Raw genomic sequence first — 16,769 nt, 5'->3', positions numbered from 1 at the left:
AGGATCGGGAGGCTTGCCGCGTGCGTGTTTTGGTGACCGGCGTTACGGGATTCGTGGGCGGGCATCTGTCGGAGCACCTGCTCGCCAGCGGCGATCAGGTCGTGGGGGTGTCGGCGTCGGGCCGTTGGCCGGCGGAACTCGCCGAGGTCGGCCGATCGGTCCGCCTCGAGCGCTGCGACTTGCTGGAAAGCGACCAGGCTGAGCTGGCCGACCTGATCAAGCGGAAGCAGCCCGAGGCGATCTACCACCTCGCGGCGCAGTCGAATCCCCAGGCGAGCCTGGCCGACCCTCGGGGGACCTGGGCGCTGAACCTCGGCGGCACGCTCAACCTGCTGGAGGCCGTGAAGGCCGCCGGGCTGGCGAAGTCGCCGCGGATCGTGCTGGTCAGCACGGGCGTCTGCTACGGCGACCCCGCGCCCGAGCACGTGCCGGTCACCGAGTCGTGCCCGCTGCGGCCCAACAACCCGTACGCGGCCAGCAAGGCGGCGGCCGACCTGCTGGGGATTCAAACCCACCTGACCGACAAGCTCGACGTCGTGATCGTCCGGCCGTTCAACCACGCCGGGCCGAGGCAGTCGCCCCGGTACGTGCTGGCGACGCTGGCGAAGCAGGTCGTCGAGGTCGAACAGGGCCGGCAAGACTGCGTCGAGGTCGGCAACCTGGAAGTCGTCCGCGACTACACCGACGTCCGCGACGTCGTCCGGGGCTACCGCCTGCTCGCCGAGCGCGGCCGGGCCGGCGAAATCTACAATCTCGGCTCGGGAACGGGGCTGAAGCTGACCGACGCCCTCCGCCGGCTGACCGAGCTGGCGAGCCGGCCGGTCGAGGTCCGGATCGACCCCGCGCGGGTCCGGCCGGTCGACCTGCCGCTGCTCGTGGCCGACGCCTCCAAGCTCCGGGCCGAGGTCGGCTGGGCACCGATCTACTCGATCGACCAGACGCTCCAGGACATGCTCGCGACGTTTCGGGCGCTGGCGGCGGCCTCGTCCTGACGGCTCGATCGGCTGCTCCCGCTTGTTGATCTCCGTCGGCCGTCCTACGATGGATGAGGGAGAGGGCTGGAAGGCCGCGAAACCACTTCGGAACGTGCCTTTCCCTCCTTTCACCGAGGACGTCGCGCCATGCCGAGTCTCAAGCGGATCGGGAAGTTCGGGGCCTTGCTGATCGCGCTGTCGGCCACGCTGGCCGTTGCGGCCCAGGAGCCGCAGCCCCGGCCGCGCGCCAACCGCGGCCGGCTCCGCAACCAGGGGGGCGTCCCGCTCAAGAAGGCGGCCCGCCCCGAGGCCGCCGACCCGCTCGCCCCGAAGGCCGCCGACGCGCCGGCCAAGGAGAAAGAGGGGCTGACCAAGGGGACGTACCACTATACGTTCAAGCTCCGATCGTTCGACGGCACGCAACTGGCCGCGTCGTACTACCCCTCGAAGCTCGGCTCGAGCGCGCCGGTGGTGATGCTGATCCACGAGGCCAGCCGGTCGAGCAAGGATTTCGAGGACCCGGTGACCGAGCTGAAGGGCCAGGGGCTGGCCGAGCACCTCCAGGACCAGAGCTACGCGGTCCTCACCATGGACCTGCGCGGCCAGGGGCTCAACCCGCGTCGGGCGCGCAACGCCGAGGACCGCGAGGCGATGGCCGAGGACTTGCAGGCCGCCTACCAGTTCCTCCTCGACCGCCACAACCGGGGCGACCTCAACGTCGGCAAGCTCGGCGTGCTGGGCGTCGGCGCGGGGGCCAACCTCGCCGCCGCCTGGGCCTACCAGCCGGGCGCCGCCGTCTCCACCGAGGGACGCCCCAGCGACGTCAACGCCCTCATCCTGGTCTCCCCCATGCCCGACGGCGCCGGCTACGTGCTCGACCACGTGCTCGCCCCCCTCGCCCTCCGCATCCCCCTCTTCGTCCTCGCCGGCGCCAAGGACAACGCATCGAAGGACGCCGTCGAGTCGGCCCGCAAGAGCGTCGAACGCGCCCGGCTCAACAAGATCGAACTCTTCCCCTCGTCGCTCCACGGCTACAAGCTCCTCCGCCTCGAACCCAAGGTCACCGCCGCCCTGTCGCGGTTCCTGGAGACCAACCTCAAGCTCCGCCCCAGCGAGTGGGAGCCCCGCTACAACCAGATCCCCGTGGCTTACTCCGACATCCAGACCACCCGCCACAAGGCGCCCCTCAAGCCGTCCGAATCCCAGCGCGACGAGGACAAAGCCAAGCCCAAGGCCGACGACGCCAAGCCCAAGGCCGACGACGCTCCCAAGACCGACCAACCCAAGAAATCCAAGTGACCGCCCCCTTGCCGCCGGGTCCGCCGCGGCCGAATAATGGACTGTGTCTTACAAGCGTCGGAGCTTAGAAGGAGCGGGCCGTCATGTATCTGATATCCGACGATCCGACGTGGTTGGCGGGGGGGTTGGCGCTGGCGGCGGTCGCTTGCTTTCTGGCGCTCAAGACGACGCAGGAGGGCAAGTACCTGATCTGGGGCGTGGCCGCCCTGGCGGGGGCGGGGCTGGTGGTGGCGGTGGAATGGGTCTGGGTGACGGACGACGAGCGGATCGAGTACGTGGTGTACGACCTCCGGAAGGCGCTCCTGGCGGGCGACGTCGACGGCGTGCTGGCCCGGATGACGCCCGAGGTGCAGTACGTCCAGGAGGGGCAGACGCTCTCCGGCGCGGCGACCCGGTTGCTGATCCGAACCAGCATGGCGGGCTCGCGGTTCGAGACGCTCCGCATCCACAACCTCCAGACCAGTGTGGGTCGACAGACCCGGCGGGGCAAGGCGGAGTTCAAGGTCTTCGTCCAGGGGAACGTCCAGGGGCCGCTGGGGATGGGGGGCGCGGGCGCGGCCAACACCTCGTGGTCGCTGGGCTTCGAGGAGGCGAAGCCGAAGGTCTGGCTGGTGAACCGGATCACCCCGGTCTCGCTCCCCTACAACGTGGCGGCGACGATCAACGCCCCCCGCGTCGAGCCCAGCGAGACCCAACGCCCGTTCTTCGGAAGGCGCCACCCCCGGACGGACGCCCCCGAAAAGGCCGGGCGCGGCCGCCGCATGATCCCCTTCAACCCGCCCGAGCCGGCGCGGTGACCAGGCCCAGGCGGGGTCGCGTCACTGGCCGAGCGGCTGGTTCTTGAGGTCTTCGTATTCGAGGACCTTCAACTTGTGCTCATTCTCGTCGTATCCATATTTCTGATAATAAGGAAGCTTGGGCAGGGCGATGTTGTTGGCCTTGATGATGTCGGCCATGAACTCGTCGTAGTCCTTCGGGAACCGGTCGTGCTCGGCCTTGTAGAGGTTCATGGCCTGGTCGATCATCATGACCGAGGTCTTGCCGATGATGGTGACGTAGGCGTTGCCTTGCAGCGTGATGTAGTCCTTGGCCGTGATCTTGTTCTCCGAGGCCTTCGCCCCCTTGGCCAGCTCGGGGGCCACCTTGACGATCTCCTGGGTCCGCTTGCCGACGATGAACTCGGGCTTCGGAGGGGCCGCCGGTCCATGGGCGACCGCGTTCTTCGACTTGGCGCCGGCGGGCGCGGTCGCGTGCCGCTCCTCCTCGCAGCCGGCGGCCGCCAGCAGCACGGTCGCCGTCGTCAACAGGATCGCCGCGGGGCTCTTGGTCGTTCGCGATCGCATGAGGATTCTCCGGGGTGTCAAGGCTTGCGGTTGTGTTGCGGACGGATCGGAGGCTGCTTCCCTTCTCCCCTTGCGGGAGAAGGTGCCCCGCAGGGGCGGTTGAGGGGTGTTCGATCGCCGTGGCGTTTCGAGCAGACTATTAGGTCAATCCCTCATCCGGCCGTTCCGGCCACCTTCTCCCGCAAGGGGAGAAGGGATGTTTGCGATGCTCTTTCTTTATGGACGTCTCGGTTCAGGCGCCGTCTTCGGGTCGGAGCGTGAGGACGAGTTCCTTGCCGTCGCGGCGGACGACGACGGCGACGGCCTGGCCGGGCGCGACGTCGGCGGCGGCGGCGAAGACGTCGTGGATCGAGCTGGTCCAGCGGTCGTCGATCGAGGTCAGCACGTCGCCCGGCTTGAGGCCCGCCGCCAGGGCCGGCGAGTCGGCCAGCACCTCGGACACCGGCACGCCGTCCGCGCTCTTCGCCGCCGGCCCCAGGCGGAGGCCCCACAAGGCCCCCGGCGCCAGCACCTTCCTCCGTGCGGTCTTGGGTCCGGAGAGCCGGGCGGGGAGGTCTTTCATCAGGTCGCGGACCTCGAAGTCGACCGGCTCGAACGTCATCTGGTTGATCTGGTAGTCGATGGTCGTCTTGTACCTCGCGAAGAACGTGAAGCCGATGATCCCGTCGATCGGCCGGCCCAGAACGTCGCCCAGAATCTTGAGCGCGGGGTGGTCGAAGACCACGACCGGCAGCTTCTCGGCCGTCAGGTCCCCCACCCGCAGCTTGGCCACCTCGGCCTCGCCCCGCATCGAGAACAGGAACGACTTCGGCGCGTCGTCCTTCACCACCCCCGACGTCTCGCTCGCGCTGTTGCTCAAGAGCGTGATCGGCGCCCCGAGGTCGAAGATCAGCCGGTACGGCCCCTTGTCGTTGATCATCGCCCGGACCAGCATGTGGTTCGAGGGCAGCATCGAGAACGGCACCTTGGCCGGCTTCCCCTTCTCCTTCACCGCCTGCTCATCAGCCGGCGCGGGGCCGAGCAGCGCCAGGGCCACCGCCAGGGCCGTGACGACGCAGACGAGGAGCGGGCGCCAGATTGAGGCCGCCGAAAGCTTTTGATCGGTGTCCATGGTTCAGAGCCCCTCCCCGGCGGTCAGTGTGAGCGTCGACTCGTCGCCGCCGGCCCGCCGGACGACGATTGCGACCGCGTCGGCCGGGCGGACGTCCGCCAGCAGGGCGCGAGCCGATTTGAGGCCGTCGACCGACTTGCCGCCGATCTTCAACAGCCGGTCGCCCGGCTTGACCCCGGCGGCCGCGGCCGGCGAATCCGCCAAAATCCACACAACCCGCACAACGCCAGGCTCGGCCTCGGTCCAGGTGAGGCCCAGAAAGCCCCGGGCCACGCGAACTTCCTCGGGCTGCTTGCCCATCAGGAAGGCCAGCCCCTTGGCGACCGGCCCGAGCGCGTTCATCAGTTGGAACTCGATCGGCGCCTGCTCACCGTCGTCCTTGTGCGGGACGGGGGGATCGGCCGGATTGAAGTCGAGCCGGGTCCAGGTCATCCGGTCCTGGGTCGGGTCGATCTCAAGCTTGAACTTGGCCAGGATCGTGAACCCGAGGATGCCGTCGATCGACGCACCTGGCAGGCCCAGCGCGTTCATGCCCACGAGCTGAAACGGGTCTTCCACCCGCGCCTTGACCCCCTCCAACCGCGCCCCGCCCTCGATCTCCAGGCGGTCGAGAGGCGTCCAGAACCCGTTGGCCGGCGGCTTCAGGCCGATCTTGGCGGCCGTCTCGGTCGCGACGTACAGCGCCGGGGCGCCCGAATCGACCAGGAAGTTGAACGGCCCCTTGCCGTTGATCCGCACTCGGACCAGGAAATGGTTCGTATCGGTCAGCCGGTACGGCACCCGGAACGACCGCCCGACCTGCGCGTCCTTGCCTTCCGCGACGCGCGGTTTATCCTGAGCCCCGGCGGCGGCCGCGACCAGGAGCGTCGCCATCGCCGTCGCGATGCAGCCTAGCTTGTGAATCATGGACGATGCGCTTCTTCCTGGACCTCGCCCTCCCGATCGAACGACCGGCGCGAGGCCCGACCTGAGTGGTTTCAACCGTCGGTCCCCGCCCTTCATCTTAACGACGACTTCCGCCGGTTGGGAAAGCCCCTCCCCGCGTTTGGGTTCGTTCGCGCCGAAAACCGCCCCGCGCGGCACCGTCCCAGCTCCCGCGCGATTGGCTTCGTTCGCGCCGAAAACCGCCCCGCGCGGCACCGTCCCAGCTCCCGCGCGATTGGCTTCGTTCGCGCCGAAATCACCCGACGGGCCGCAGTTGCACCGCACGCCGGCCCTGCGGCCAATTGGCTTCGTTCGCGCCGTGCCCGCGAGCCGCCCACTCGCCATAACTCATGATTTCACAGCCACTTCAACGCAACGCTCCGATTGGCTTCGATCGCCCACAATCTTCCCTTCTCCCCCCTGGAGAAGGTGGCCGGAACGGCCGGATGAGGGTCCGCGCGCTTCGATGCGCCCCCCACGACCGCCGTCCGCCTTCCGCCGAAATTGGCTTCGCTCGCTCACTTTTCGCCCCGAGTTCGGCTCCGCCCGTCGCGACCCCCACCCGCCGAAATTGGCTTCGCTCGCTCACTTTTCGCGACCCCCGACGATCCGGCCACCGTTCGCCACGCCAGCCCACGCCACACAGCCCGCGCATTCCAATCCATGCGAGAAATCGCGATCACCGCTTCATCCGAATTATCAAAGATCCGATGAACGGAGTCGTCCATGATAAGTGTGTATCACGCCGACCGATTTCGAACAGGATTTCTCCCTCGACGGCTAAGAATCTCGACGCCGTCCGGGTTGTCGCGGAGAGTGGACAAACGAAGTGCGGCGGATGAGCCACTGGCATAGGGCTGGAAGCGGATGCGAGGATGTCATCACTGCCCTGTTCTTCCTCAACCCGTTCGGCATGTACGCCGGCCGTACGCTGCTCTGAAAATTCTGTTGGTGTGCGTCTGGGTGGCTGTGGCGGAACGCCACAGGGGGAAAGCCCAGGCCCGCGCATCTGTGGCATTCTGCCACAGCCACCCGGTGCCCCAAGACCCATCTTGAGCCCCGATCCGGTTTCATAGGTTGAACAGGTTGAAAACTCCGGTCACATGGTCATCACCACCCGATGGCGAAGGGCTTCGAGTTGCGAAGTTCGCGCTCTCCGCGGCTGTAGCCGGCTTTTACCTGACCGCATGCCTACTGCCGGGCGCCTGGGGGCGAGGCGGCTTCTTCGAAGGCGGTACTGAGTTTCAGGGTGGGCCGTCGTGCTGGGTTTCCCCTGCATGTGCCAGTCTGGTCTCTCGATCGTCGCCATGTATTTCTCGGCCATGTGGCTCTGGCAAGGCCGCCACCGGCGGGCGTTCATCATGGGTTGCCTCAACTTGCTGCCGGCGAGCTTCTGGATATTGATGGAGAGGCCGGGCAGTTTCGAGCTACGTTCCGGCTACTACGTCTGGTTGGCGGGCGTGACTCTGTGGGCCGTGGGCGTCGGCTGCATTCGTGTGGTCGACCGGCGAAGGCCGGCCTCATCGTCGAAAGAAACGAGCCCGCTGGAAGAACTCTGAGCGTCGCGTTCGACTCGCCGGACGCACGACCCGATTCCCTCGCTGGCGCTTCGGGCTCGTATCGGACCCGTCTGGGTGGCTGTGGCGGAACGCCACAGGGGGAAAGCCCAGGCCCGCTCATCTGTGGCATTCTGCCACAGCCACCCGGCCGCGATACCTCATTTTCATGAGGCCGGGCGTCCCGGCGGCGTCATGTTGGTTTCCGGACAAGGTTTCGTCGTTCTGGCCGAAGAATCACAAAGTCGCTTGGCGGGCGGGGAGACGTCATAATCCGCGAATCCCCGTTCAAACTTTCCGCCTTGGCTTGTGTAGTCGGATAGGACGTTTGATCCAGTCGACCGCCCCATGTCATCAGGAGCCATCGTTCATGAAGGCCAATCGCACCTCGTCGACCATTCGTTGGAGGCTCGCCGCCTGCTTCGCCGCGTTGATGCTGATCGGGGCGAAATCGACCTTGGGTCAGAACGGCGCGGTCGGAATCGCCTATCCGGCGCAAGGGATCACCATCGACGGCGACCTGGGCGACTGGCCCGTCGGCCTGAAGACCTACCCGATCGAACGCATCGAATTCGGTGACAAGCTCAAGGGCGAGGACGACCTCAAGGCCCACTTCCGGTTCGCCTACAACCCGGGCGAGCACGCCCTGTACGTCGCCGTCGAGGTCGAAGACGATTCGGCCGTCCTCGACAAGCCCGGAGTGGGCGACGTCGCGTGGGACGCCCAGGACGGCTGCGAGCTTTACATCGACTCGGCCCACGCCGGGAGCGGGTCTCCCGTCTTCCAGTACGCCCGGTACGGGAACCGGAACCAGTTCGTCGGGCCGCTGGAGTCGGCCGAGAAGACGATGAAGGTGGCCGTGGTCCGGAAGGATTCCCGGATCGTCTACGAGTGGCGGATCGAGGTCGCCGCCGATCTCGACCCCGAGCGGTCGATCGGATTCGACGTCTCGGTCGCCGATCGAGATAAGGACGGCTCGTTCTCGTGGGCCGCCTGGGGGAGCGGGACGCAGAAGGCCTCTTCGCCCGACCGCTGCGGTGAATTCTTCCTCGTCACGCCGGAAACGAAGTTCGGCGAGGCGTCGGGCAAGGTCGCCTGGGACGGCCCGTCGTCGGCCCCCCTCCCCGCCCGGGTCCGGGTCCAGTCGACGCGCACGCCGCAGCTCTGGCGCGAGGCGGCCGTCGACGGGTCGGGCGGCTACAAGGTCACGGGTCTCCCCGTGGGCGATTACGCGGTCCACGCCGTGGATTCGGTGGACCTGCGCGTCGATTCGAAGCGGCGCGTCGACGTCCGGATCGAGGCCGACCGTCCGGCGACGGCCGACCTGCTCCGCGTCAGTGCCATCCCCTGGCCCGGCTTGATCGGCGACGAAGGAGTGCTCCGAAGCGCGGGCCCCTTGAACGCCGACGCGCTCGACCGGTTCGTGAAGGCCTATCTGGATTACTACCAGATTCCCGGCGTCTCGGTCGCCGTCATCAAGGATTCCCAGGTCGTCTATCGCAAGGGGTTCGGCGTCAAGAACACGGCGACCCACGAGCCGGTCGGCGACGACACGGTGTTCGAAGCCGCCTCGATGACCAAGCCGGTGTTCGCGTACACCGTGCTCCGCCTCGTCGATCGCGGGGTCTTGAAGCTCGACACGCCGCTCTACACGTATCTACCTTATGAAGACATCGCCCACGACGACCGCTACAAGCTGATCACGGCCCGGATGGTGATGACCCACCGGACCGGGTTCCCGAACTGGCGGACGGGGAAGCTCGACATCAAGTTCACCCCCGGCACCGAGGTCTCGTACTCCGGCGAGGGCTTCGTGTATCTCGGCAAGGTCGTCGAGAAGCTCACCGGCAAGAAGCTGGTCGACCTGATCCGCGAGGAGGTCTTCACCCCCTTCGGCGTCGAGCACGCCTCGCTCGTCTGGAACGACGACATCGCGCGCCTCACCGCCACGGGACACGGCGGCAGCTCGCCGATGGAGAAGGGGAAGCCCAGCGAGCCCAACACGGCCGCCAGCCTTCATATCGCCGCCGGCGAGTACGCGAAGTTCCTGACGGCCGTCGTCCAGGGGAGAGGCCTCTCCGAGCCCACCGCCCAGGAGATGCTCCGCTCCCAGGTGAAGATCCCGGATCAGAAGGGAGCCTCGTGGGGCCTCGGCATCGCGATCCAGGAAACCCCGACCGGCGTCAACTACGGGCACGGGGGCCGAAACACGGGGTTCACGAGCCAGTCGTTGATGTACAAGGACCAGGGGATCGGATACGTCTTCCTCGTCAACAACGACGACGCCTCGAAAATCGACAACGTCTTGAACGCCTATCTGATCGCCGGCAAGTCGGGCCTCAAGAAAACCAAGGTCGTCGCCCACAAGACGGCCCAGGTCGACCCCAAGATCTACGAATCCTACGTCGGCCGGTACCAGCTTACTCCCGCCGTCGTCCTGACGTTCACCCGCGAGGGCGAACACCTCAAGGCCCAGGCCACCGGGGAAGGGGCGTCCGAGGTCTTCCCGGAGTCGGAGACCGTCTTCTTCATGAAGCCGACGCAGGACGCCACGATCACGTTCGTCAAGGACGGCGACGGCAAGGTCACTCACATCGTCTTGCACGAGGAGGATCACGACACCCAGGCGAAGCGGCTCGACGACGAACCCAAGGCCGGCGGGGGCAAGTAGGCGCGCCGGTCCTCGAAGAAACTCACCACGGAGGACGCGGAGGACGCGGAGAAGAAGAGAGGAGATTTCATGAACTCATCAATCGAATTGTTTCTCCTCCGAGTCCTCCGTGGTGAGTCGTCTTGACCTTTAAGAATTAGAGCGGTTTGCGCTTGGGTTGCACACGTAGGGGCGTCCCTTGTGGGCGCCCGATCGGCGTCGGCGTCGGCGACTGCGGCGGCCTTGGCGACTCGGGCGCCCACAAGGGGCGCCCCTACAACGATACGGGTTTCCTGCGTACACCGGGTGTGTGCAACCCAAGCGCAAACCACTCTAAGGATTAACCCACCACGGAGGACGCGGAGAGGAAAGAGGAGGAAATGCTTCATGAATCCATTCGTTGAATCATCTCTCCTCCGTGGTGAGTCGGTCTGAGTTCCAAGCAATCAGCTCGGCGTATGTGTACTCCGCGAAAGGCTCAACGAAATGGACGACGCGCCGAGCACGCACCCGAGTTTCTTGATCCGGCTTCGAGACCCGGCCGACGAAGGGGCCTGGTCGGAGTTCATGGAGATTTACGGCCCGCTGGTGCGGCGGATCGCGCGGCACCGGCGGCTTCAGGACGCCGACGCCGAGGATCTCGCGCAGGAGGTCTTCCGCGCCGTGGCCCGAGCGATCGAGCGGTACGACCCGGACCCCGAGAAGGGCTCGTTCCGGGCGTGGCTGTCGCGGATCGCCCGGAACCTGATCATCAACCTCCTCGCCGCCCGGCGACGTCATCCGCAAGGGTCCGGCGACACGGACGTCCAGCGCCTCCTTGAGGATCAGCCCGACCCGACCGGCGAGGACTCGGCCGTCTTCGACGCCGAGTACCGACGAACTTTGATCATGTGGGCGGCCGACCGAATCCGAGGCGAGCTTTCCGACGCGGCCTGGCAGGCGTTCTGGCAGGCCGGGGTCGAAGGACGGCCGCCCAAAGAGGTCGCCGAAGCCCTGGGGATGAGCCTGGGCACTGTCTATCAATACAAGAGCCGGGCCGTCGTCCGAATCCGGCGCGAGATCGAGCAGTTCGGCTGGGAATCGGCGGAGAATTCTTAGGAGATCCCACGATGGAGTCGCGAATCATGCGGGGCGAATGCAGCGAGACACGGCTGAGGTCGTTCCTGAACGACCGCTTGTCCGAGCCGGAGACCAGCCGGTTGGCCGACCATCTCGACCATTGCGAGCCGTGCCGGAAGACGCTGGAGCAACTGGCGGCGGGGAGCCGAATCTGCGCCGAGCTGCGCGGGTCGGCGCCCGAGACGGTGGACGCTCACGTTCGGCGGTCGCCGAAGATCGACGAGCTGATCGCCCTCGACTTCCTCGGGCCCTCGACGAAGCCGGGATCGCTCGGCCGCCTCGGTCCGTACGACGTGAAGGAGGTCCTGGGCCGGGGAGCGTTCGGCGTCGTGCTGAAGGCGTTCGACCCCGAGCTGAGCCGGTTCGTGGCGATCAAGGTCCTCGCCGCGCCATTCGCCGTCAGCGCGGCGGCGCGAGGTCGGTTCGCCCGGGAAGCCAGGGCGGCCGCGGCGGTCGTTCACGAGAACGTCGTCGCCATCCACGCGGTCGACTCATGGAACGGCCTGCCCTACCTCGTCATGCCCTGCATCGCCGGCCGGTCGCTCCAGGAGCGCGTCGACCGAGACGGGCCGTTGGCGGTCAAGGAGGTTTTGCGGGTCGGCATGCAGGCGGCGCTCGGGTTGGCCGCGGCCCACGACCAGGGGCTCGTCCATCGCGACGTCAAGCCCTCGAACATCCTGCTTGAGAACGGCGTCGAGCGCGTGAAGCTGTCCGATTTCGGCCTCGCCCGCGCCGTCGACGACGCCAGCCAGACGCAGAGCGGCGTCATCGCCGGCACGCCTCAATATATGTCGCCCGAGCAAGCGCGCGGCGAGCCGGTCGACCACCGCTCCGATCTGTTCAGCCTCGGGGGGGTCATGTATTTCATGTGCGCGGGGCGTCCGCCGTTCCGAGCCGACTCTACGCCCGCCGTGCTCCGGCGGGTCTGCGACGACCGGCCGCGACCGCTGCGCGACGTCAACCCCGACGTCCCCGACTGGCTGGCCGCGATCGTCGATCGGCTCCTCGCCAAGAACGCCGACGGTCGATTCGCGACGGCCTCCGAGGTCGCCGACGTCCTGAAGCACCACCTGGCCGATTTGCAGCGCACGGGAACCTCGGCGCCCCTCGCGTCGAGCGTCCCGCCTCCCGTCCGCAAACGCCCACGGATGACGACGCTCGCCGGGATCGTGGCGGCCTCGGTCGTCCTCTTCGGCCTGGCGGTCGCCTGCGCCCCGAACCGGCCCCTCGCCCTGGCGTCGTCCCCCGCCGACGGCGGAAGACTGGCGACCCTGTTCAACGGGTTCCGATCCTCGAACGACCGGATCATCGGCTCGGGCGTGGCGGCGACGAAGGTCTGGGACGTCGCCGACTTCACGTCGGTTCAAATCGGGTCGACGTTTCGCGCCGAGATTACGAGGGGCGACGCGTTCAAGGTGACGACGTCGTCGGACGACAACGTGGTCGAGCACCTCCGGATCGTCAAGGAGGGCAAGACGCTGAAGATCGGCCTGGAGCCGAACCTGAGCTTCCAGTTCAAGGAGCCCTTGAAGGCCCAGATCGTGCTTCCCCTGCTCGAAGGACTCGACGCGAGCGGCTCGTCGAGGGTCGCGCTCAAAGGATTTCGTTCCGATTCGGACTTCAAGCTCCACCTCAGCGGCGCGAGCAAGGTCGAGGGCTCGATGGTAGTTGGGAACGCGGTGCTGGACGTCAGCGGTTCGAGCCAGTTGACCCTCGCCGGCTCGGCCGGGGCCGCCCGGCTCAACGTCAGCGGAGCGAGCCGGCTTGAGCTTGACGAGTTCCCCATCAAAGAATGCGAGGTCAAGCTCTCGGGGTCTTCGCACATCGTGCTGGCGGTCCTATCCGGCCGGCCCTTCAAGGCGAGCGCCTCGGGCGCGAGCCACCTGGAAGGGTCGGTGGACGCGGCCGACGTCATGATCAAGCTCGACGGCTCCAGCGTCGCGAAGCTCCAGGGGAAAGCGGCCTCGGCCAGGTTGGACGCGTCGGGCGCGAGTCGTCTCGAACTGGCGAAACTGGCCTTCGGCGAAGCCGCCGTCAAGCTGACCGGCTCGTCGCACGCGACCGTCGACGCACAGAAGCGACTCACTTATGATCTCTCGGCCGCCTCGCGGCTCGACTACGCCGGGGCTCCCACGGATCTGACTGGCAAGAAGGAGAAGTCGTCGACGATCCGCCAACTCCCCTGAGGCGAACGCGCGGCCTCCCGGTTACTCTGATCGTGCCGTCCGAATCGAGCGCGGTTTGTATTTGGGATGCACACGAACCGAGGCCGAATGCCCTTCTCCCCGCATGCGGGGAGAAGGTGCCCCGAAGGGGCGGATGAGGGGTCTTCGATGGCCTCGAACCCTGGAAATCCCCCCTCATCCGGTCGTTCCGGCCACCGTCTCCGGGGGGAGAGGGGAAAACCATTCGCTAATCCGAGAATTCGTTTACGCCGGAGAGAGAGGCGGCGGCCGACGTCCCGTGTGCAATTCCCATGCAAACCGCGCTCGTTGCACGAAGGAGCGAGGTCAAGCTCTTGCAGGGTGGACGTCACCCGCCTTCGTCGCCTATTACTTCGCGTTCTCGATCCCCCGGCTGATGCGGAAGACGTGGCCGTCGGGATGGCGGACGTGCATTTCGCGGACGCCCCAGGGCTCGTCGGTCGGCGGGTGGGTGACCTCGACGCCTTGTTCAAGACAGTGCTCGTAGACGGCGTCGACGTCGTCGACCCAGATCGACATCCAGACCCCTTTGTCGCCCGCCTCGCCGCTCCCCCACGTGGTCGCGAGGTCGCTCTTGCCGCGCCCGCCCTGGGCGCCCTGGCAGAGGAAGATCTCGCACTTGCCCGAGCGGACGCCCCCGAACGTGGGAGGCGAGCCCCAGTCCCAGCCCTTCCTCCACCCAAGCTTCTCGAACCAGGCGAAACTTTGCTGGATGTCCGACACGTTCAGGATCGGCGTCAGTGCATGTGCGAGCATGGCATGATCCTCACGATGGAAGCAGAATGACGCTCATAGGGCCGATGATGAAGAAGAAGACGGCCCGACCATCGATTCTACCAGAAGCGGATACGCGCCATCATGACGCCGTCGGGACGCCCGGCCTCATGAAAACGCGAGTGACTCGCGGTCGGCCGGGCTCGTACGGTGGGCCGCCTCCTCGCGGACGTCACACCCGATTGATGAAGATCTGAAACACCAGCCGTTGTGTTCACGCAACGCGCCGGGGTGTTTTGTTTACCGTTCTCGATCAATTCGCGAGGTCGGGCGCTGGATCGGCCGGAAACACTTGAAAGCATCGTCAATCGCTCCTACCTTGACCTGGCGAGCCGCGGTGAACGCCGCTCCGTCCTCGATCCGCATCGCGATGAACAGCGATGGGTGCGCGACGCACCGGAGAACGCCCCGAGATTGACGATCACCCGTTCGCTTCTTGCGCCGGTCCCGCTTTTCGGGCCGCATGCGTCCTCACGACTTCGATCATGACCTGGAATCGACATCCTCGACTCTTACAAGGACCGCACATGTTTCTGAAGAAATGGGCTTTCGTCGGCATCCCCGCCGTCGCCGTGGCTCTGGGAGCGTCCGGAGCCGTCCGAGCGGCGGAGCTGGTGGTCAACGGCAGCTTCGAGTCGACGACCCACGGCGGCGGCCAGATGGGCTTCAACACGAACGCCACGGGTTGGACGACGACCGGCTACAACTTCATCTTCCCTGAGGGGACCGCGGACACGACCGGCGTGACCGGCCAGTACGGCAACCTCCAGCTTTGGGGCCCGAACAACGGCTCGGCCAACGGCCTGCCCACCGCCAGCCCGGACGGCGGCAACTTCGTGGCCGCCGACGGCGCCTTCGAAGGCCATGTGGCTCCGATCGAGCAGACCATCAACGGCCTGACCGTCGGCGCCTCCTACGACGTCAGCTTCTATTGGGCGGGCGCCCAGCAGCAGGGCTTCGACGGAGCCACGACCGAGCAGTGGCAGGTCAGCTTCGGCAGCGAGACCCAGTCGACCAGCGTCTGGCACAACCCCGACCACGGCTTCAGCGGCTGGATGCACGAGACGTTCACCTTCACGGCGCAGAATACCAGCGAATTGCTCTCGTTCCTGGCGGTCGGCACCCCGGACGGCGTCCCCCCGTTCGTCCTGCTCGACGGCGTGTCGGTCGTCGCCAGCGTGCCGGAGCCGACGGCCCTGTCGCTCATGGCCCTCGGCCTGGTCGGCCTCGGCGCCGTCAAACTCCGTCGCCGCGGCTGAGAGCCTCGCCCTCCCGTAATACGCGCTTGTAGGACAGACTCTCAAGTTGGTTCGAGGAGATTCACCACGGAGGACTCGGAGAATCCGGATGGGGTGGAAACGATTCATCAATGGATCTCTTCCCGAATCCTCTCCCTTTCCGCTCCGTATCCTCCGTGGTGAAATCCTGAATTTCTTCGACTCCACACTTCGCGTGGATGTTGTTCATGGACGACCAGACGTTCTGAATGCGTCGCATGACTTCGTGCCAGGGACGACGGAGCTAGGCGGCCCGGCGCCGGCGGACCCAGCCGGTCCCGGCGACGAGCGAGAAGGCGAGGCCCCCCATCACGATCGACGACGGCTCGGGAACGAAGGTGATCGAGCCGAACAGGCCATCGACTTCACCGTTGATCCCGGCGTTGAAATAGAGAGTGTTCGAGTGTCCGCCGTTGCCGTCGTTGCCGAACTTCAGGCCCCAGAGGCCCGTGTTGGCGATCGGGTCGCCGTCCTTGCCCAGGAGCTGCCCCAGGAAGGCGCCGGTCGTCGGGTCGAACGCACTGATGTGGCCGTCGTCCTCGTTGCCGACCAGAAGCGCGCCGCCGAACGGGCCGAACGACGAAGGGGCCAGGGCCAGACCCCACGGCGACTGGAGCGGGCCGGAGGAGTCGTTCGCCGCCACGCGATGGAGGAAGTTGCCGTTGAGGTCGTAGGCGTCGACCACCCCGCCGCCAAAGGCCCCGTGCTCATACGTGACGTAGAGCACGCCCCCAAGCGACTGGATGTTGTAGACCGAGAAGCCGGCGGCGAGATTCGGGTCGACGAACGAGCCGGCCAGGGTGGTGGCGCCGAACGTGCCGTTGAAGACGTCGATCTTGTTGTTGGCGGAGTCGGCCGCGTACAGGAAGTTCCCCGCGCCGTTGTTGCCGATCGCCAGCCCCGTGAAGGAAGCGCCGGCGGTCGTCGCCTCGACCACGGCGGTCGTCCCCTGGGCCCCGTTCCACCCCGAGATCGTGCCGTTGAGATTGGCGAACATGAACAAGGCCTTACCGCCGGTCGCCAGCGCGAAGTCGGTCGAGGTGTTGAAGACCTGCCCCGTCGGCCCGCCGCCGCCCGGAATGGTGACGACCAGCGCCTGCGGCTTGCCGGCGGTGTTGAACAACGTCGAGTTGCCCGAGCCCTGGTTCGAAACCCAGAACGGGCTCGTCGCGCTCGAGGAGATGCCCCAGGGGTTCTTCAGGTTGGGGTCGGTGAACTTGGCCAGCCCCTGGACGTCGGAGACGAGGTTGGTCTGCTGGTAGAAGCCGGCCCGCGCCGAGAGCGGCGCCGCCAGAAACGACGCCAAGCACGCAGTCAAAACGAGACGACGATGGAGCTTGGACATGAGTTGCTATCTCCCTGCGCGTGATGAGTATCGAGAAGATCCGGTTTTCCTCGATGGACGGACGGAAGGCCCCGCAACGGGACGGCGCGAGCGAATCCATCGATCTAGAGTGGGGAACCTCCTTTCGGGTTACGTTTTTTTCAGATTGGCGCCGCTCGTCCCAAAACGACCTGGGGAAAACCGGCCTTTTGAG

13 protein-coding genes are annotated in these 16,769 nt (G+C 66.6%); 8 read left to right on the top strand and 5 right to left on the bottom strand.

Going from position 1 to position 16,769, the window contains the following annotated elements:
* Positions 1-20: 20 nt before the first annotated feature.
* The 3 genes from BSF38_RS16540 to BSF38_RS16530 all read left to right on the top strand — a co-directional run bounded on the left by BSF38_RS16540 (position 21) and on the right by BSF38_RS16530 (position 3,070).
* On the top strand, positions 21-992 hold the full coding sequence (locus tag BSF38_RS16540; RefSeq protein ID WP_076347420.1) for a GDP-mannose 4,6-dehydratase: 972 nt from the start codon (positions 21-23) through the stop codon (positions 990-992).
* Positions 993-1,121: 129 nt separating this feature from the next.
* Positions 1,122-2,273 carry an alpha/beta hydrolase gene (locus BSF38_RS16535; protein WP_076347418.1) on the top strand — a complete coding sequence of 384 codons (1,152 nt, stop codon included), beginning with the start codon at positions 1,122-1,124 and terminating at the stop codon, positions 2,271-2,273.
* Positions 2,274-2,356: 83 nt separating this feature from the next.
* Positions 2,357-3,070, top strand: a complete 714-nt coding sequence (locus tag BSF38_RS16530) for a hypothetical protein (protein WP_076347416.1) — start codon at positions 2,357-2,359, stop codon at positions 3,068-3,070.
* A 21-nt stretch (positions 3,071-3,091) separates the two neighbouring features.
* Here the strand turns inward: BSF38_RS16530 and BSF38_RS16525 are convergent, their stop codons facing one another.
* The 3 genes from BSF38_RS16525 to BSF38_RS16515 all read right to left on the bottom strand — a co-directional run bounded on the left by BSF38_RS16525 (position 3,092) and on the right by BSF38_RS16515 (position 5,633).
* Complete coding sequence (locus BSF38_RS16525) at positions 3,092-3,616, bottom strand: hypothetical protein (RefSeq protein ID WP_076347414.1); 525 nt, start codon at positions 3,614-3,616, stop codon at positions 3,092-3,094.
* 232 nt (positions 3,617-3,848) lie between these two features.
* Positions 3,849-4,727 (bottom strand): PDZ domain-containing protein, encoded by an 879-nt coding sequence (locus BSF38_RS16520; RefSeq protein ID WP_083712997.1) that lies wholly within the window; start codon positions 4,725-4,727, stop codon positions 3,849-3,851.
* Between the two features lie 3 nt (positions 4,728-4,730).
* A complete protein-coding gene (locus tag BSF38_RS16515) occupies positions 4,731-5,633 on the bottom strand; it encodes a PDZ domain-containing protein (protein WP_237170489.1) in 903 nt (300 codons plus the stop codon).
* A gap of 1,295 nt (positions 5,634-6,928) precedes the next feature.
* Between BSF38_RS16515 and BSF38_RS16510 the strand changes: the two genes are divergently transcribed.
* The 4 genes from BSF38_RS16510 (at position 6,929) to BSF38_RS16495 (ending at position 13,162) form a co-directional block, all read left to right on the top strand.
* Complete coding sequence (locus BSF38_RS16510; RefSeq protein ID WP_145952169.1) at positions 6,929-7,210, top strand: hypothetical protein; 282 nt, start codon at positions 6,929-6,931, stop codon at positions 7,208-7,210.
* Positions 7,211-7,577: 367 nt separating this feature from the next.
* Complete coding sequence (locus tag BSF38_RS16505) at positions 7,578-9,878, top strand: serine hydrolase (protein ID WP_076347410.1); 2,301 nt, start codon at positions 7,578-7,580, stop codon at positions 9,876-9,878.
* Between the two features lie 465 nt (positions 9,879-10,343).
* A complete protein-coding gene (locus tag BSF38_RS16500) occupies positions 10,344-10,955 on the top strand; it encodes an RNA polymerase sigma factor (RefSeq protein ID WP_076347408.1) in 612 nt (203 codons plus the stop codon).
* An 11-nt stretch (positions 10,956-10,966) separates the two neighbouring features.
* On the top strand, positions 10,967-13,162 hold the full coding sequence (locus BSF38_RS16495) for a protein kinase domain-containing protein (RefSeq protein ID WP_076347406.1): 2,196 nt from the start codon (positions 10,967-10,969) through the stop codon (positions 13,160-13,162).
* A gap of 366 nt (positions 13,163-13,528) precedes the next feature.
* Here BSF38_RS16495 and BSF38_RS16490 read toward each other — a convergent pair whose 3' ends face one another.
* Positions 13,529-13,936, bottom strand: a complete 408-nt coding sequence (locus BSF38_RS16490) for a bleomycin resistance family protein (RefSeq protein ID WP_076347404.1) — start codon at positions 13,934-13,936, stop codon at positions 13,529-13,531.
* 545 nt (positions 13,937-14,481) lie between these two features.
* Here BSF38_RS16490 and BSF38_RS16480 point away from each other — a divergent pair.
* Positions 14,482-15,213, top strand: a complete 732-nt coding sequence (locus BSF38_RS16480; protein ID WP_076347400.1) for a PEP-CTERM sorting domain-containing protein — start codon at positions 14,482-14,484, stop codon at positions 15,211-15,213.
* A gap of 262 nt (positions 15,214-15,475) precedes the next feature.
* Here BSF38_RS16480 and BSF38_RS16475 read toward each other — a convergent pair whose 3' ends face one another.
* Positions 15,476-16,576 carry a TIGR03118 family protein gene (locus tag BSF38_RS16475; RefSeq protein WP_076347398.1) on the bottom strand — a complete coding sequence of 367 codons (1,101 nt, stop codon included), beginning with the start codon at positions 16,574-16,576 and terminating at the stop codon, positions 15,476-15,478.
* Between the last annotated feature and the right edge of the window lie 193 nt (positions 16,577-16,769).

Source organism: Paludisphaera borealis (assembly GCF_001956985.1).
Lineage (GTDB): Bacteria > Planctomycetota > Planctomycetia > Isosphaerales > Isosphaeraceae > Paludisphaera > Paludisphaera borealis.
The sequence above is the reverse complement of the archived record's forward strand: the minus strand, read 5'-3'. Positions and strand labels throughout refer to the sequence as shown.

Bases quoted from the DNA above. Each gene is read 5' to 3' on its own strand.
- BSF38_RS16535 (WP_076347418.1), top strand. From the start codon at position 1,122: ATGCCGAGTCTCAAGCGGATCGGGAAGTTCGGGGCCTTGCTGATCGCG.
- BSF38_RS16530 (WP_076347416.1), top strand. From the start codon at position 2,357: ATGTATCTGATATCCGACGATCCGACGTGGTTGGCGGGGGGGTTGGCG.
- BSF38_RS16525 (WP_076347414.1), bottom strand. From the start codon at position 3,616: ATGCGATCGCGAACGACCAAGAGCCCCGCGGCGATCCTGTTGACGACG.
- BSF38_RS16520 (WP_083712997.1), bottom strand. From the start codon at position 4,727: ATGGACACCGATCAAAAGCTTTCGGCGGCCTCAATCTGGCGCCCGCTC.
- BSF38_RS16515 (WP_237170489.1), bottom strand. From the start codon at position 5,633: ATGATTCACAAGCTAGGCTGCATCGCGACGGCGATGGCGACGCTCCTG.
- BSF38_RS16510 (WP_145952169.1), top strand. From the start codon at position 6,929: ATGTGCCAGTCTGGTCTCTCGATCGTCGCCATGTATTTCTCGGCCATG.
- BSF38_RS16505 (WP_076347410.1), top strand. From the start codon at position 7,578: ATGAAGGCCAATCGCACCTCGTCGACCATTCGTTGGAGGCTCGCCGCC.
- BSF38_RS16500 (WP_076347408.1), top strand. From the start codon at position 10,344: ATGGACGACGCGCCGAGCACGCACCCGAGTTTCTTGATCCGGCTTCGA.
- BSF38_RS16495 (WP_076347406.1), top strand. From the start codon at position 10,967: ATGGAGTCGCGAATCATGCGGGGCGAATGCAGCGAGACACGGCTGAGG.
- BSF38_RS16490 (WP_076347404.1), bottom strand. From the start codon at position 13,936: ATGCTCGCACATGCACTGACGCCGATCCTGAACGTGTCGGACATCCAG.
- BSF38_RS16480 (WP_076347400.1), top strand. From the start codon at position 14,482: ATGTTTCTGAAGAAATGGGCTTTCGTCGGCATCCCCGCCGTCGCCGTG.
- BSF38_RS16475 (WP_076347398.1), bottom strand. From the start codon at position 16,576: ATGTCCAAGCTCCATCGTCGTCTCGTTTTGACTGCGTGCTTGGCGTCG.